This is a genomic window from Muricauda sp. SCSIO 64092 (assembly GCF_023016285.1).
GTDB lineage: Bacteria > Bacteroidota > Bacteroidia > Flavobacteriales > Flavobacteriaceae > Croceivirga.
In genome coordinates, this window is record NZ_CP095413.1 from 203,956 (window position 1) to 218,875 (window position 14,920).

General features: G+C 42.8%; 19 protein-coding genes. 7 read left to right on the plus strand and 12 right to left on the minus strand.

The window, feature by feature from the left end; genetic code table 11:
* Positions 1–79 precede the first annotated feature (79 nt).
* Complete coding sequence (locus tag L0P88_RS00775) at positions 80–700, plus strand: superoxide dismutase (protein WP_247134822.1); 621 nt, start codon at positions 80–82, stop codon at positions 698–700.
* A 59-nt stretch (positions 701–759) separates the two neighbouring features.
* Here the strand turns inward: L0P88_RS00775 and L0P88_RS00780 are convergent, their stop codons facing one another.
* Together L0P88_RS00780 and L0P88_RS00785 are read right to left on the minus strand one after the other, a co-directional pair.
* Positions 760–3,261 carry an ABC transporter permease gene (locus L0P88_RS00780; protein ID WP_247134823.1) on the minus strand — a complete coding sequence of 834 codons (2,502 nt, stop codon included), beginning with the start codon at positions 3,259–3,261 and terminating at the stop codon, positions 760–762.
* Positions 3,262–3,311: 50 nt separating this feature from the next.
* On the minus strand, positions 3,312–4,001 hold the full coding sequence (locus tag L0P88_RS00785; protein WP_247132743.1) for an ABC transporter ATP-binding protein: 690 nt from the start codon (positions 3,999–4,001) through the stop codon (positions 3,312–3,314).
* Positions 4,002–4,072: 71 nt separating this feature from the next.
* Here L0P88_RS00785 and L0P88_RS00790 point away from each other — a divergent pair, with 71 nt between their 5' ends.
* Both L0P88_RS00790 and L0P88_RS00795 read left to right on the plus strand, forming a co-directional pair.
* A complete protein-coding gene (locus L0P88_RS00790; RefSeq protein WP_247132744.1) occupies positions 4,073–4,762 on the plus strand; it encodes an arylesterase in 690 nt (229 codons plus the stop codon).
* Between the two features lie 35 nt (positions 4,763–4,797).
* Positions 4,798–5,358, plus strand: a complete 561-nt coding sequence (locus L0P88_RS00795) for a cysteine hydrolase family protein (RefSeq protein WP_247132745.1) — start codon at positions 4,798–4,800, stop codon at positions 5,356–5,358.
* A gap of 54 nt (positions 5,359–5,412) precedes the next feature.
* On the opposite strand, the gene L0P88_RS00800 is transcribed toward L0P88_RS00795, so the two are convergent.
* The gene (locus L0P88_RS00800; protein ID WP_247132746.1) at positions 5,413–6,060 is read right to left on the minus strand and encodes an OmpW/AlkL family protein; all 648 of its coding nucleotides are present in this window, start codon (positions 6,058–6,060) and stop codon (positions 5,413–5,415) included.
* 282 nt (positions 6,061–6,342) lie between these two features.
* Here L0P88_RS00800 and L0P88_RS00805 point away from each other — a divergent pair, with 282 nt between their 5' ends.
* Both L0P88_RS00805 and L0P88_RS00810 read left to right on the plus strand, forming a co-directional pair.
* Positions 6,343–7,158, plus strand: coding sequence for a DUF547 domain-containing protein (locus L0P88_RS00805; protein WP_247132747.1), 816 nt, complete (start codon positions 6,343–6,345; stop codon positions 7,156–7,158).
* A 75-nt stretch (positions 7,159–7,233) separates the two neighbouring features.
* A complete protein-coding gene (locus L0P88_RS00810) occupies positions 7,234–8,421 on the plus strand; it encodes an LETM1-related biofilm-associated protein (RefSeq protein WP_247132748.1) in 1,188 nt (395 codons plus the stop codon).
* Between the two features lie 84 nt (positions 8,422–8,505).
* Here L0P88_RS00810 and L0P88_RS00815 read toward each other — a convergent pair whose 3' ends face one another.
* Genes L0P88_RS00815 through L0P88_RS00845 form a run of 7 tightly spaced genes read right to left on the minus strand, consistent with a single transcriptional unit; the run spans position 8,506 to position 11,197 of the window.
* Positions 8,506–9,261, minus strand: coding sequence for a LytR/AlgR family response regulator transcription factor (locus L0P88_RS00815; protein ID WP_158779483.1), 756 nt, complete (start codon positions 9,259–9,261; stop codon positions 8,506–8,508).
* Between the two features lie 29 nt (positions 9,262–9,290).
* Positions 9,291–9,617, minus strand: coding sequence for a 2TM domain-containing protein (locus L0P88_RS00820; RefSeq protein ID WP_247132749.1), 327 nt, complete (start codon positions 9,615–9,617; stop codon positions 9,291–9,293).
* Positions 9,618–9,619: 2 nt separating this feature from the next.
* Entirely contained in the window at positions 9,620–9,952 is a 333-nt protein-coding gene (locus L0P88_RS00825) for a 2TM domain-containing protein (protein ID WP_247132750.1), read from the minus strand.
* A 7-nt stretch (positions 9,953–9,959) separates the two neighbouring features.
* Positions 9,960–10,277 carry a 2TM domain-containing protein gene (locus L0P88_RS00830; protein WP_247132751.1) on the minus strand — a complete coding sequence of 106 codons (318 nt, stop codon included), beginning with the start codon at positions 10,275–10,277 and terminating at the stop codon, positions 9,960–9,962.
* Entirely contained in the window at positions 10,268–10,570 is a 303-nt protein-coding gene (locus tag L0P88_RS00835) for a 2TM domain-containing protein (protein ID WP_409557717.1), read from the minus strand. Before L0P88_RS00835 ends, L0P88_RS00830 begins: the two co-directional genes overlap by 10 nt.
* 30 nt (positions 10,571–10,600) lie before the next feature.
* Positions 10,601–10,894 (minus strand): 2TM domain-containing protein, encoded by a 294-nt coding sequence (locus tag L0P88_RS00840; protein ID WP_247132753.1) that lies wholly within the window; start codon positions 10,892–10,894, stop codon positions 10,601–10,603.
* A gap of 24 nt (positions 10,895–10,918) precedes the next feature.
* Complete coding sequence (locus L0P88_RS00845; RefSeq protein ID WP_247132754.1) at positions 10,919–11,197, minus strand: 2TM domain-containing protein; 279 nt, start codon at positions 11,195–11,197, stop codon at positions 10,919–10,921.
* A 268-nt stretch (positions 11,198–11,465) separates the two neighbouring features.
* Between L0P88_RS00845 and L0P88_RS00850 the strand changes: the two genes are divergently transcribed.
* Positions 11,466–11,678 (plus strand): hypothetical protein, encoded by a 213-nt coding sequence (locus L0P88_RS00850; protein ID WP_247132755.1) that lies wholly within the window; start codon positions 11,466–11,468, stop codon positions 11,676–11,678.
* Between the two features lie 190 nt (positions 11,679–11,868).
* Here L0P88_RS00850 and L0P88_RS00855 read toward each other — a convergent pair whose 3' ends face one another.
* Together L0P88_RS00855 and L0P88_RS00860 are read right to left on the minus strand one after the other, a co-directional pair.
* On the minus strand, positions 11,869–13,191 hold the full coding sequence (locus L0P88_RS00855; RefSeq protein ID WP_247132756.1) for a 2TM domain-containing protein: 1,323 nt from the start codon (positions 13,189–13,191) through the stop codon (positions 11,869–11,871).
* 3 nt (positions 13,192–13,194) lie between these two features.
* Positions 13,195–13,854, minus strand: coding sequence for a hypothetical protein (locus L0P88_RS00860; RefSeq protein WP_247132757.1), 660 nt, complete (start codon positions 13,852–13,854; stop codon positions 13,195–13,197).
* 465 nt (positions 13,855–14,319) lie between these two features.
* On the opposite strand from L0P88_RS00860, the gene L0P88_RS00865 reads away from it, so the two are divergent.
* The gene (locus L0P88_RS00865; RefSeq protein ID WP_247132758.1) at positions 14,320–14,742 is read left to right on the plus strand and encodes a DoxX family protein; all 423 of its coding nucleotides are present in this window, start codon (positions 14,320–14,322) and stop codon (positions 14,740–14,742) included.
* Positions 14,743–14,920: the final 178 nt, after the last annotated feature.

Below are 14,920 nucleotides of genomic sequence, written 5' to 3' on the forward strand. Positions count from 1 at the left end.
AGTAGCAACCACGGGATTGACGGTGGCCCCTACTATTTTATTATCCTCTTGTAAAACCGATCCCAAAAAAGAAGAAAAAATGGAAGCTACCCCTGCAACTGCGGTTACAACATTCGCCTTACCGGAGATTCCCTATGGCTATAACGCCTTTCCGGACACCATTGATGCGATGACCATGGAGATCCACCATTCCAAACACCACCAGGGCTATACCAATAAATTGAATGCCGCATTGGAAGAAGCAAACATTTCAGGAAAGACGATAGAAGAAATCCTTTCCATGGATAATTTACCGACTGGTATTCGGAACAATGGTGGCGGCTATTATAACCATACCCTTTATTGGGATATTTTGACCCCTGGAAATTCAGGCATGAGTGATGATTTAAAGGCGCAAATCGTGAAGGACTTTGGCTCCGAGGAATCCTTTAAAAATGAATTAGCGGATGCCGGAGCCAAGAGATTTGGATCGGGATGGGCCTGGGTATGCCAGGACAATGACAAAAAACTTCATATTTGCTCAACTCCAAATCAGGATAATCCATTAATGGCAGTTGCCGAAAGAATGGGGAAGCCGATTTTAGGAATTGATGTTTGGGAGCATGCGTACTACCTAAAATATCAGAACAAGCGTGGTGACTACTTAAAGAATATCATCAAAATCATTAACTGGGATAAGGTCGAATCAAGGATTTCTTAATTCCAACAAACTCATTTCGAGTAATTTAATCTTTAAAAGCTGCTTATTGCAGCTTTTTTTTAGCTCAATTCCTTACGAAGCACCACCAATGGTGAGCTTTGTACCACGGTACGGCTGTTCAACAATCCAATAAGAAGTACCAGAGCAGTAATACCGGGCAAAACCAAAACAAAGGGCGCCAATGAGGGTACAAAAGGGGTTTCAAAAACAAATTGGGCCAATAAAAAGCTGCCCAAAAGTGCCAGCACAATTCCCATGGCACTGCCCAAAAAGCCCAAATACAGATATTCCAGGGCTGTAATTTTCAGGATTTGCCGGTCCTTGGCCCCCAGGGTACGTAGCAGCACGCTCTCCTTCATACGTTGGTACTTACTGGTCCTTACCGATCCAATGAGTACAATGATTCCCGTAAGGATGCTGAAAAACGCCATGAAGTTGATGACCCATGAAATTTTATTCAAAATATCCTCAATCACCGAAATTACCTGCCGCAAATCAATGATGGATACCGTTGGGAAAAGCCGCACCAATTGACGCTGCAATTTGGCCGAACTGATGGCATCCGGGGTATAGGTGGTCAAAACATGAAATTGGGGGGCGTTTTCCAGAACGCCAGAGGGGAACAAAATCGAAAAATTAATTTGCATCCTGGCCCAGTCCACCTCCCGCAAGTGGGCCACAATTGTTTTCATGAGTACCCCCTGGACATTGAATACAATAATATCCCCCAAGGCCACTTCGGCATCATCGGCCACATTTTGCGCCAAAGAAATGGGTATGTATCCCTCTTTTTGAATTTTGGCAGGCCAATCCCCACCCTTTGTGGTTTCCGAAGCTATTAATGAATCCCGATAGGTAACCCGAAATTCGTGGTGCAATACCCATGAATTCATGGTCGAAGTGGTATCCAAAATAATCTCGCGAACGGCCTTTTCCTTTATCTGTTGCATTCGCATCGTAATGATGGGAATGTTGTTCAACACCTCCCTGCCAGAGTCGGAAATACTGGCCACTGCAGCCTCGCGCTGCTCCGTCTGCACATCCATTAGAATAAGATTGGGTGTTTGGGAGGACGTCTCCAATGACGTTCGTGCCAAGAGGATATCCTTGGTGAAGTACAATGTACTGATCAGGAACGTGCCCACCCCAATGGCCAAAATCAATACCGTGGTTTGATTGTTGGGGCGATATAGGTTCAATAAGCTTTGTCTTGCCGTAAAACCCCAGGAAGCTGGGAAAAACCGCTTGATGAGCCGCATAAAAAATGTTGCCAAACCACCCAGTACGGCAAAAACGACCAAAATTGCCAATACAAAGAAAAAAGCATATATCGCGTCGCCCAATAGCCAGAAGGCAAAGGCAAATACAAAGATTAGGATTGCCGTAAAAACCAAGATCATAGGACCTCGGGACTTTTTGGGTAAGTCTTCCTCAACTCGCAATACCTGCAAGGGAGAAACGTACCATGTTCCCAAAAGAGGGGTCAGGGCAAACAAAACGGACATCAGGACCCCTAAAACCAGACCGATCAAAATAGCACCCAAAGCAAGGCTGATCTCCACATCGAACGGAAGGAAATCCCTTAAAAGGAGTGGAAAGGTCTGCTGTAGTGCCAGTCCTGCCAATACCCCCATTAACCCACCCAAGAATCCCATTCCGGCTATTTGTATCAAAAAGATGAGAAAGGTTTGCTTTCTGGTGGCCCCAATACATTTCAACACCGCTACGGAGCGTAATTTTTCCTTGATATGGATATGAACGGAACTAGCAATACCCACACAGCCCAATAATAACGCAATAAAAGCGACCAGATTCAGGAATTTACCAAAGTTATCATAACTCCTACCCAGTCGCTGTCCAGTTGAAACATGGGTATCCAAATCTGCATTCTCGGCATCCAACAAGGGATCGACTAGCTTATCCAATTCCCTAAGGTCCTGATCCTCTTTGGCCACAAAATAATAATCATAGCCCACCCTACTCCCGGTCTGAATAAGACCCGTTTCGTCTACCATGTGCTCTGGTATCCATACGGGTGGGGCTATGGAGGCACCTACACCCCCCGTCCCCGGCGCAGAGATCAGTTTCCCCACTATGGGGAACAGAACATTCCCAATCTTGATACTATCCCCAAGCTTTGCATCAAACTGTAACATTAAGGTGGCATCCACTAGGGCCCCTTCTTTTTCTTGATAGGATGTAGCCGCCGAAAGGGGCTGTGTCTCCAATTCCCCATAAAAAGGATAGGCTCCTTGCACACTTTTGACCCCAATTAATCGGGCATCCCCTGTTTTTGGGAAAAGTCCCATGGAGGGGAAATTAATGGATTTTGCCTGCGCCCCGCCCAGGGAATCCATAATGGCCAGGACCCTTTCATTGGCCGGTTGGTTACTGTCAATCAGAAAGTCCGCCCCCATTAAGGCCTTGGATTGCAAAGTAATGTTCTCCTTGAGGTTGGCACTGAAGGATTGTATGGAAACCACAGCCGCGATTCCCAGGATTATTGATCCCATAAAAAGCAACAATCGTTTCCCACTGGCCCTGCTGTCCCGCCAGGCCATTCTAAAAAGCCATTGCCAGCCCGATCTTGATTTGATGGGTTTATCTAAATTCACACCGATGCTGTTAACTCATTAGAAAACACTTTGCCGCCCTTTAAACGTAAAATTCGTTGGTTGCGTCGTGCCAATTCCATGTCGTGGGTCACAATGACCAGGGTAGTTCCTGCTTCTTCATTTAGTTCAAACAGCAATTTCACCACCTTGTCACCCGTTTCCTGATCCAGATTACCTGTAGGTTCATCCGCAAAGAGGATGGAGGGCTTGGCAGAAAAGGCCCTTGCTAAGGCAACCCGCTGTTGTTCCCCGCCGGATAGTTGCGAAGGATAATGATGGAAACGATTCTTAAGACCCACCTTATCCAAGAGTTCCATTCCAATGGAGCCAGGGTTTTTAACACCCTGTAATTCCAAGGGAACCACTACATTTTCAAGGGCACTTAGGGTCGGTAACAATTGAAAGTTTTGGAAAATGAACCCTACCTCCTGATTCCGCAATAGGGCCAATCCGTCCTCGCTCAAACCCCCCAAATGCCGACCGCAAAGTTCAACGGTACCGGTATCCGGTCGGTCCAATCCGGCACAAAGGCCCAGTAACGTGGTCTTACCACTACCGGAGGGTCCCACAATGGCAAAGGTTTCCCCTTCATTTATGCTAAAGGAGACATCCTCAAGAACGGTTAATTCTTTGGAACCACTGGTATAGCTCTTCCCAAGATGACTCACGTTTAATATCTTTGACATAGCTGTTTTTATTTCCATTCGGATGAAATGGGAAAATAGGCAAATGATTTCGATTTTTACATTCTAGTACTATGCGTAGCCTCTTAAAATTTCGTTATTTTTTTCTGCTCCTTCTCTGCGTGCATTGCAAGGAAGCGCCAAAGTCAATTCAGGGCTCTTCCGTATCCGAAAGTGATGGGGGAAATTCTGAAATAGCGGGGAATCAAGGTGAACAGGTTATTTTGTTTTTTGGGGATAGCCTCACTGCAGGTTATGGCATTGAACTGGAGGAAGCGTTTCCGGCACTTATCCAGCAACGTTTGGATTCCCTTAATTTGGAGTACACCGTAATTAATTCAGGATTGAGCGGGGAGACTACTTCGGGAGGGTTGAATAGAATCAATTGGGTCATCAACCAAAAAGTAGACGTATTTGTGCTGGAATTAGGAGCAAATGATGGGTTAAGGGGCATTCCCCTTGACCAAACCAGGAGTAATCTGCAAGCAATCATCGACTATGTGAAAAAGAAAGATTCCGAGACCATAATCGTTCTTGCGGGAATGCAGATTCCACCCAATATGGGTCCAGAATACACCACTGAGTTCCGAAGCATCTTTCCAGAATTGGCCCAAAAAAACCAAATTCCACTTATTCCCTTTTTGTTGGATGGAGTGGCGGGTATACCTGAACTGAACCTGGAGGATGGTATCCATCCCACCCCTGAAGGTCATAAACTGGTTCGGGAAAACGTTTGGGCGGTGATGAAAGATGTCCTCAAATAAAGCTTCATCAAAACAAAAGTCACAAAGAACATCAAATGAATCATACTACCGGACTTCTTCTAGTTGACATTCAGAAGGGATTGGACGATTGGGAATTCTATGGCGGAAATAGGAATAATTTGACGGCTGAGGAAAATGCATCAAAGATTTTGCAAACCTGGCGTGAAAGGGCTTGGCCCGTCTTCCATGTCCAACATAGTTCCACGAACCTAGAATCCCCTTTACACGCCTCAAAACCGGGTTTTCAAATCAAAGAAGAGGTGATGCCCCTGTTCAATGAGACGGTAATTACAAAAAACGTAAATAGCGCCTTTATTGGAACGGATTTGGAACAAAACCTAAAGGAAATGGGAATCGATACCTTGGTCATAGTTGGTCTAACCACCAATCATTGTATCTCAACAACCACTAGAATGGCCTCAAATCTCGGGTTCCAAACGTATCTGGTATCAGACGCTACGGCAACCTTTGATAGAAAGGGATTGGATGGCGGCATTTTCGAAGCCGAGTTGATCCACCAAACCTGTCTGGCCAACCTGAATGAAGAATTTGCAACGATAGTAAGCACGGCAGGGTTACTTCATACAATGGCATAAAAAAACCGCCCTGAATATTACTACGGGCGGCTTCTTTCGCTATGTGGGCAAAACCTAAAGCTTAATACCTACGCCAAATCCAAAAATCCATGGATTAATGTCCACATCGGCATCAACAGTTGCTCCCAAAGCCGTAGTGGCATCAACGGTTGCATCCGTGCCCAGGAACAGTTTTTTTACGTCAACGTTCAAAAACCATTTGTCGTTTAGCATAAAATCAAATCCTCCTTGTAGCGCAAAGCCTACAGAGGTGTCATAGTCAACATCATCCGCAATTGGACCTTCATCTACATTATAAAACAAGGTTAGATTTGGGCCGGCTCCTACATAAGGGACAAAGTTCCCTCCGGTAAAGTGATATTGTGCAGTCAACGTTGGGGGCAATAGCCATACACTTCCCAGGTCGATATCATTTGCCTCTGTGCCTATGGCTTCAACATCGTGTTTGGCCGTAGCCAAAATAAGTTCCACGGACCAATTCTTATCAAAGAAATAGGTAATGTCAAATTCCGGAACAACCGCGGTGGAAATGGACACATCACCGCCAATGGCTTCAATATCCGCGCTCTCATCGGGGGTAACCACGATTCCCCTGAGTCTAAACTGCCATCTACTGAAATCCCCATCTGTACTGGTATCCTGGGCAGTAAGGCTTGAAAAGGCCAATAGTGCTGGCAACAAAAAAATAACTACTCTTTTCATGTATTGTATTTTAGAATTGGGCAAATCTAAAATTGGGCAAACAAAGAAAATATGACGCATATCATTGTTAATCGGTCCGGTTTTGTATACCAATTTAGAGCTGCCTTCAATTACCGCCAATGGATACCAAGGGAAGGCGAACAGTATGGTTAAGCTAGGGGCAGAATTCCGGTGCCCGTCCAATCACTTTTTGAATAGGGAGGGTTTTGGATGTTGGTATTTAGTTTGGATGAAAGCCCAAAGGCAAAGCATCGACAAAGTTGAAGAGCCAAAGATCAAGAAGTGGGAAGAAGCATCAAAAATACAGTTTCAAGATTCCCTATTTTACTAATAGTCCCTGTATTGTTGTTCAGTTGTTGTGAAGTCAAGGAAATCAGTTCAGGGCATTTTTCAAGTCCCCATACCGATTTTACGGAACTTTCGGTGGAGTTCTTACAGCAGATCAAAGCAGGGAAGGATACACAATCGATACAGGATCGATTGGCGAATACCACAATAAAGTCCCTCAAAAACAATCTCAAAACGGATGCACAACGGTTCGCCTTTTGGATCAATGTTTATAATGCCTATATTCTAGTCATACTGCGGGAACATCCCGAATACTACGATGACCGAAGCGATTTTTTTTCCAGGGAGCAGATTCCAATCGTGGGTGAAAAAGTATCCTTTGCCACCATTGAACATGGCATTCTCAGAAGATCCCAATGGGATAAAGGTTTAGGGTATGTAAGAAAGTGGTTTCCCAGTAAATTTGAACGAAACCTTCGTGTAGAAAAAAAGGATTATCGTATCCATTTTGCACTCAACTGTGGCGCCAGGGATTGCCCCCCGGTTGCCCTTTATACACCTGAACGTATTGAAGGGCAGTTTACCAAAGGAACAGCCCGCTACCTTAAGCGTACCACGGAATACAACGCCTCCCAAAACAAAGTCAAGGTAACCGCTTTGTTCAGTTGGTTCAGGGGGGATTTTGGTGGCAAAAGTGGGGTCAAAAAACTATTGGAATCCCATGACCTTCTACCATCTGCAAAAAAAGTGAAACTCCATTATAAAAATTACGACTGGACATTGGATCTGGATAATTTTATTGAACTGTAAATTTGTTAAAAAAAATTGGGAACATCGTGCAGAGGGTAAAAATTAAAGGTACTTTCGTAGTAAATTTCTTAGACCGTGAATCCTTCGGCCTCAGGGTGGATCAACAAGTTTGGGCACATCAGTACCAGCGGTAATGCCAAGTATACCAGTTACGAAGCACTTTACCATGATTTACTGAAAAACGGGTTTATTTATGGGATTCACCTATCCGTCCCCACATTCATAGAGACCGAGCATCCTTATACCGAGGACGAGGTGGCCAAAACCAACCTGTTGACAGCACTCTATTTTTCCTATGTTTTTGAAACTGGGAAAGATGATTTTAACACTTTTGTTGAAACAGTCTTTGAATATTATACCTCCTTGGAGGTGGGCAAGATTTCTTTCTTGAACAAAATCCTGAGCGGAAAAAAAACGGAATCCCAACTGGAAAAATTACTGGATTCAAGAATTTACCTCAACGGAAGTGCCTTTAACCGTGCTTTTGGTAACAGCCTGACCAACTCCCTACTCTATATTGATATCCTTATTTTTAGAAGGTATCTTCAAAACCATGCCGACCTTATTTCCCATGCCCAGCTGCTGGAATACGTAACCATCAACATTGGGTACCAGGCACTCAACTCCAAGGAAATGCAGGAAAGCGATGCCAAATTAATGCAGCTTCTGGCTTCCTCATTGACCTATGTTGATCTAAATGAGACACGTTTTAGGGAAAGTCATACCCAACTTTTGCAACAACATTTTAATACTTGCGAAAAAGATTACCTCATGGATATTGCCTGTTTGACCGTATGGGAAGATGCCAACCTGGAGCAAAAGGAATCCACCTTTATTTATGAGATTGGTTCTGTACTGGACAAGGGTCCAAATGAGATAAGGACAGCACTGAAAAATGTGGTGGAATTTTTCGATAAAAACAAAGAAAAAATTCCCTATTTGAAGGACGCCAATTTAGCCTCCAAATTTTACGAGGGCATGACAAAAAATGTCAGCAAATTAATTTTGAGAAATAGCAAACGGCTCAAAAAGGAACTTTCGGAAAGCAGGGAATTGGTTGCGCTATTGACCAAGTCGGCAACACAGGATTTAAGTGCGGAAGAACGAAAAAAAATTCAACAACAGCTTCTGGATATTTTTAAGACCATTCCCTCCCTGGCCATTTTTATGTTACCTGGGGGAGCAGTACTATTGCCAATTTTTATTAAGTTGATCCCTAAGTTGCTGCCCTCTGCTTTTGACGACAATAGAGTGGAGGACTAAATCCCAAAAATCCGTCAAAAAGGTGGTATAAGAAAAATCTATGATAAAGTTTCAATTATCTGCTTACCAGTTTTTTGACTTGATTTATTCCAACCAAAGCTTAAAATCCTTAACGCGTTCCCTACTTACAATGATTTCCTGCTCTTTAAAGGTATTCATTTTAATTTGAAGACGCGAATTGGTGTAGGAAATGATGTCCTTGATGTGGTTGATGTTCACATAAAATTTACGGCTCACCCGAAAGAAGGTTTTGGGTGACAACTCCCCTTCCAGGTTTTCGAGTGTGGTGTCCAAAAGATAATTTCTACCATCTACGGTTGCAGCATAGGTCCCTTTGTTCTCACTGTAAAAACATTCCACTTCATCCGAATTAATGATTTTCAGGTGCTGCCCTACCCTTACCGTAAATCGTTTTTTATACTCCCGTTCCACAGGGTTGACCAACAGCTTTTTGATGTCCTCAAAATCAACGGAAATTTTCTCTTTTTCGGGCCGGAATTCCCGGTATTGTTTTACGGCCTTTTCGAGCTCTTCATCATCGATGGGTTTCAACAAATAATCAATGCTATTCAACTTGAATGCCTGGAGGGCATATTCATCATAGGCCGTAGTAAAAATAATGGCGCTTTTAATGTTCACCATATCAAAAATCTCAAACGAAAGTCCATCCGAAAGTTGGATATCCAAAAAAATGAGATCGGGATGCTCGTTGTTCTGAAACCATTCGATGGATTCTTCCACGGAATGCAATAAGGTGGATACTTCCACATCCAGTTCTTCCAACAATCGGTTTAATCGTCTTGCTGCCGGTTTTTCGTCTTCTATGATGATGGCCTTCATACAAAATGCTTTTGTGCACAATTTAACAATTACTTGTCCTCGTCCAGTATTTTTTGGATCTGTCGTTCCTCCCATTTCCTAAAAGGGGTATTGCAAAAAACGGATAGGGCATGGATGCCCAATGCAATTCCCCAAATAATGGGAGTTCCCAGCACATTCCAATTGATCCATTCCAAAAAATCGGCATTGCCAAGGGCTTCCTCACTTAAAAGGACAAACCGTATGCTGCCGGAAAACAGCAACAACACTGCATTTACAATGATATAGACCGTCAGGTGCTGGTAAAAGCCCTTTAGGGCATTGACCCTGCTTTTTGCCTTGGCCAATTTTGTGATTTCGTTATTTTGGTTTTCCATGGTTATCGGTATTTTTTGGTTTCGGTATTTTCCTTGTCCAAGTACTTTTGGATTTGTCGTTCTTCCCACTTTTTCAGGAAAGGGAGCTTCGCCCTAAAAATATACAGGGTATGCACGCCCAGAATCAATAGCCAAATAACCACATGGACATTTACCCAACTAAAATAATAGGCTTCCGTTGGGAATCCATTGGGAAGGACCGAATGCAAAACTCCACTTTTCAACAAATAAAGTAGCCCATTAATGATGATAAACACCCGAATGTGCCTATAAAACCCTTTGAGTTCCTTGACCCGTTTTTCTGCACGTTCCCGTTTGTTTTCCAAATATTCCATAGTAGTATTATAAGAACCTATCTGCCTCATCCCTATCTTTATCCATATACTTTTTAATTTGGCGCTCTTCCCAGGATTTGGAAAACAATAGATTCCAGTTAAAGGTTTTTATAGCGTGAAAACCTAAGCCCAAGCCCCATAAAAAGGGGGTGAAAAAATGCTCAAGCTGCCAAAAATTATCGTTATGTTGATACAAATTGATCAGAATAAAAGTATTGATGATGAGGTATATGGAAAAGTGTATATAGAACCCTTTGATCTCATCCACACGCTTTTTTGCCCTTTTTAACTTTTCTTGTTCCAAACCGTCCATGCTTATTGCCATTTTCTTTGATTTTCGTCTTTGTCCATCAATTCCTTAATTTTTCGTTTTTCCCAATCCTTTCCAAAGAAGGGATTCAGGTTAAACGTGCCTATGGCATGGAAAATCAATCCAATTCCCCAGCCAAAAGCGGCCCATAGGAACCACATATAACTCCAGCCATTGGTGTAATAGTTTAAAATGGCCAGTCCCGTGATGACCAGTACATAGGATGTAAGGTTGCCATAGAACTTTTTGAGTTCATCCACCCGCTCCTTGGCCCTTAGGTATTTGTTTTCATCTTTTTGATAGTCCATCATTATAGTTTTTTGTTGCTTTTTCTAATATTACCACTCATCCTTATCCATCAGTTCCCTAATCTTGCGCCTTTCCCAGTCCCTTCCAAAGAGGCCCCCAATACCAAATAGTTTAATGGCTTTTAATGCAATGCCCAGCCCAACACCAAATACCACCCATAAAAACCAGGGATGGCTCCATTCATTCAAATAATAGTTAATTATCGCGACGACCACTATGGCCAATAGGCCCCTAAGGCAACGGCCATAGAACTTCTTTAGTTCCGTTACACGTTGGTTCGCTCGCAAATACTTACTGTCATTAATGTTATTGGGCTCTTCCATTGGTCATCGCTTTTATAAAATTACTTAAAAAGTATCGCTGTCCATCAATTCCTTGATCTTGCGTTCCTCCCAGTTTTTGCCCAATATCGGATTATATCCAAATGCGCAAAAACCGTGGGCTACCAGGCCTATGCCCCAACCCAAGGCAGGAAAAATGACCCAGGGAAAGCTGGTAGTAAAATAATTTAGCAGTGCCAATAATGAAATTATCCCAACATATACCGTTGCATGGGTATAAAACTCCTTGATTTCCTTTACTCGGGCCTTGGCCTTTTGATATCTGTAGTCGTTTGTTGCTTCCATAGTGTTTTGTTTTTAGGTCGACTTGGACTTAGCCAGCCAACAGGTTTTTTTAATTACACTTCAAATATCCGTTAGGAAGGGCATGAAAGAAAAAAGGACTGACCGAACTGTATTTTTTGAGGGATGGGTTGTTAGGTTTTTGTATTAGGCATTTAGCATCCTTGCTGTAAAAGAATAAGCAAAACAGTAGAGCATGAAGGTTGATGTTACTTGAAGCTTTTTGTCGTAATTAGACCATCCTTTCCCTACAAAACGTTTTATAGTACTATTGAAGATCAACTACATGAACGCATTAAAAACAAACCAAATGGTCTTACAAATCATAAAGTTGAAATCGAATCTTCCAGAACAGGAGTTACTAAAGGGGGCAAAGGAAAGGGAACCTCAGTTTAACATTATTCCTGGACTTATGCAGAAATATTATGTAAAAACTGTTCAATCGGGAGACTATGGCGGAGTTTATGTTTGGGATTCTCCATAATCGCTGCAATCGTATCGAAATTCCGATTTAACCAAAAGTATTCCTAAGGCCTATCAGATTATGGAAGCTCCAATATTGAAATTATGGATATTCTTTTTCAGCGCAAAAATAAATGAATGGCATAGGGTCTGATTTCTTAATGGATTGATTATGGGGAAGATTACACTATTTGAATTAGTGTCAAAAAATGTCAAAAATCCTCCTTCTCCATCAATTCCCGTATCTTTTTCTCCTCCCATCGTTTGCCCCATAATGGGTTGTAGCCAAAGGCCTCCATCCCATGGGCCATAACACCAAAGCCCCAACCCACGGTGGGAAAAATGGCCCAAAGAAAACTGGTGGTCCTAAAATTTAGCCACCACAAAAAGGGAATCACCAGGCCATAGGCAATAAGGTTCCCATAAAATCCCTTTATCGCCTCCACCCGCTCCTTGGCCTTCAAATAGCGTTTTTCCTCAATATGTGTTTCCTGGGTTTCCATAACGGAAATCTGTCTGGACAACATGGGCAATTGTACGCTAAAATCCTTGTTGGTCTTGGCAATACGGACCTCCCTATCGGTTAAAATGGAATAGCGCTGTCGAATATTCTGTAGCCCTACCCCACTGCTCTTTTTTACCACTTGTTTTTCCTGAAGGTTATTACTTACCGCCAACATCCCACTATCCTCATACACTTTTATGCGAAGGGGTTTGGAAGAAGTTACCACATTGTGCTTTACCGCGTTTTCCAGCAAAAGTTGAAGGGAAAGGGGGACTATTTTAGCATCGGGATCAGTGGCCTGCTCCGGAATATCAAAGACGATACTATCTTCAAACCGCATTTTTAATAGGCGTACATAGGTACGTGCAAAGTTGAGTTCTTCATCCACAGTGACCAAATCCTTATTTTTTTGCTCCAACACATAGCGGTATACCTTGGAAAGCGAAGTGGTGAATTTTTGGGCCTGATGGGGGTCCTCCTCTATTAAACTGGTCAACACATTGAGGCTATTGAACAGAAAGTGGGGATCCAATTGGTTTTTAAGGGCATCAAACCGTGCAGAAGCGGTACCGGCAATAATCTTTTGCTCCTTGACTTCCTTTTTCTGTAGCGCCCGATAAAAATAAAACGCATGGAAAAATAAAATGGCTATGATGGTAATGACCACCGTAAAGACATAGCTCTCCGGCTCTTCCTTTTCAAAAAACTTGACAATCCCGTTCCCCGTGTAATAAAAATAAATAAGGTAACGCAGGACAACTATGGTCAAAACTGAAAAGACAAAGGACCCAAGGGCGCCCAGCCAGAGTCTTTTTTTAGGGTCCGTTTCCCAATTAAAACGCAAGTTCAGCCCATCGTAATAGTAAGAGTTCACCGCGGTAAGTGAGAAGGAAAAGATAAAGTCCACAAGTATTTGTGGACCAATGTTCTCCCAGGAATAATCACCATCGCCATACACGATAATATCGAAGAAGACGACCACAACCGTGATGACCAGTGAAATCTTTATGACTTTTACGAGGGTGTTCATTATTTAGCCTTTACATTGCTCCAAAACCTGCTTGGCCTGATCTTGGCCCCAACTTGGATAAAAGGGCGTATCGTTTTCAAAGGTAGCGAATAGTTCCAAAGCCCTTTCCACATCTTTGCAATAGGGTGTTGTATCCTTACCAAAATAGCGGGCAGAACCCATGTCCCAGTTCGCTTTTGAATACACTACCCTTGGGTTTTCAGGAGCCAATTGTAGGGCACGATTGTACAATTGCATGTTTTTGCCTGATAACATTGGACCATAGGTAGCACCGTCAAAAGCCATCCAGGCCGTATTGATCATTGCCTCCTGAACCACAATTTCGGCATTGTCCGGAGCAATTCTCTTGGCAATATCAACAAATTCCCTGGCCTTATCCAAGCGCTGCCGCAACAGTGCTTCATCTTTTAGTCCAAATGCAGAGGTGGTATTGACCTGTGCCACGTAATAATAGGGAATCCAATTATCGTCCTCCGCCATAGCAATACGTTCAAATAGATTGGAGGCTTCCGTAATCTTCCCCTGGCCCCATAAATCCATGGCCTTGGACATTCCCCTGGTATATTGATCCTGTGCCGTTAGGGCAACCGCAATCAATAAAGCGCATACTGTTACAACTGTTCTAATCGATCTTTTGTTTTTCATGACTGTTCGTGTTTTCATTGCTGTATTCATTTATTCCTGATTTCAGTGTAAAATTCGGTGCTCCATTGGATGTTGGGCAATCCTATTGACCGAATTGTAAATTTTTGGGGATGGATTGTAGGTTTTCCTTTGTTTGATGTCAGATGTCAGAGGTTAGATTCTAGATGGTAGAGGTTAGAGGTTAGAGGTTAGAGGTTAGAGGTTAGAGGTTAGAGGTTAGAGGTTAGATGTTAGGTGTCCGATTCCTAATTCCTAATTCCTAATTCCTGATTCTTAATTCTTGAAGTTGGAGGTTAGATTTCCGATTTCTGATTTCTGATATCTAATGTCTTATGTCTTACATCTTACGTCTCATATCCCATATCTCATAATTGACAAGCTTGTGGGACGTACTACAGTCCGTAGTAGAAATCAATAGCTCAAATATTTTCATATCTGCCTTAAAATGAGTATTTTATAAAGGGTTTACAAAAACGTACGACTATGGGAACTATTAAAAAACTGAATAAGTGGGCCAATGCCCACACCTACTACCCGTTGGACCTGGTTAGGATAATCTTGGGAGGCTTTCTTTTCTATAAGGGCGTCGAATTTATGAACAATCAGGGTAGAATGCTGGAATTAATGCAACCCTTTGATGGAATGGCTTTGGAAATGGTAATCCTTCACTACATTGCCCCGGCGCACTTTCTCGGTGGCATTTTGATCGTCCTGGGATTGTTGACGCGTTGGGTAACCATTGCCCAACTCCCCATTTTGATTGGGGCTGTATTGACCAATTTTTTGGGCACTATGGACATTACCAACCTTATTCTTTCCCTGGTCACGTTGTTACTTTGTATTTTCTTTTCCATCTATGGTTCCGGAAAGCACTCGGCCGACTATTACCTTAAAATGCAACAGTAAGCTTTTGTCCAGGGTTTTGACAAGGGTTCCAAGAAACCGGAGCATTCGCAATCAATACACATTTTTGGAGTAATGAATCAATTAAACCCTGATGTTGTGCAAATACGCATCTCCATTGTTGCTTTATCTTCCCTTACCCTTCCCCATCATCATACATGGCCATTTAAAAAGGTTTCAC

Coding starts and splice junctions, on each gene's coding strand:
- L0P88_RS00840 (WP_247132753.1), bottom strand. CDS start 10,894: ATGGAAGAGCCCAATAACATTAATGACAGTAAGTATTTGCGAGCGAAC.
- L0P88_RS00845 (WP_247132754.1), bottom strand. CDS start 11,197: ATGGAAGCAACAAACGACTACAGATATCAAAAGGCCAAGGCCCGAGTA.
- L0P88_RS00825 (WP_247132750.1), bottom strand. CDS start 9,952: ATGGAATATTTGGAAAACAAACGGGAACGTGCAGAAAAACGGGTCAAG.
- L0P88_RS00835 (WP_409557717.1), bottom strand. CDS start 10,570: ATGGACTATCAAAAAGATGAAAACAAATACCTAAGGGCCAAGGAGCGG.
- L0P88_RS00820 (WP_247132749.1), bottom strand. CDS start 9,617: ATGGAAAACCAAAATAACGAAATCACAAAATTGGCCAAGGCAAAAAGC.
- L0P88_RS00830 (WP_247132751.1), bottom strand. CDS start 10,277: ATGGCAATAAGCATGGACGGTTTGGAACAAGAAAAGTTAAAAAGGGCA.
- L0P88_RS00860 (WP_247132757.1), bottom strand. CDS start 13,854: ATGAAAACACGAACAGTCATGAAAAACAAAAGATCGATTAGAACAGTT.
- L0P88_RS00780 (WP_247134823.1), bottom strand. CDS start 3,261: ATGGCCTGGCGGGACAGCAGGGCCAGTGGGAAACGATTGTTGCTTTTT.
- L0P88_RS00800 (WP_247132746.1), bottom strand. CDS start 6,060: ATGAAAAGAGTAGTTATTTTTTTGTTGCCAGCACTATTGGCCTTTTCA.
- L0P88_RS00795 (WP_247132745.1), top strand. CDS start 4,798: ATGAATCATACTACCGGACTTCTTCTAGTTGACATTCAGAAGGGATTG.
- L0P88_RS00815 (WP_158779483.1), bottom strand. CDS start 9,261: ATGAAGGCCATCATCATAGAAGACGAAAAACCGGCAGCAAGACGATTA.
- L0P88_RS00865 (WP_247132758.1), top strand. CDS start 14,320: ATGGGAACTATTAAAAAACTGAATAAGTGGGCCAATGCCCACACCTAC.
- L0P88_RS00855 (WP_247132756.1), bottom strand. CDS start 13,191: ATGAACACCCTCGTAAAAGTCATAAAGATTTCACTGGTCATCACGGTT.
- L0P88_RS00785 (WP_247132743.1), bottom strand. CDS start 4,001: ATGTCAAAGATATTAAACGTGAGTCATCTTGGGAAGAGCTATACCAGT.
- L0P88_RS00790 (WP_247132744.1), top strand. CDS start 4,073: ATGCGTAGCCTCTTAAAATTTCGTTATTTTTTTCTGCTCCTTCTCTGC.
- L0P88_RS00775 (WP_247134822.1), top strand. CDS start 80: ATGGAAGCTACCCCTGCAACTGCGGTTACAACATTCGCCTTACCGGAG.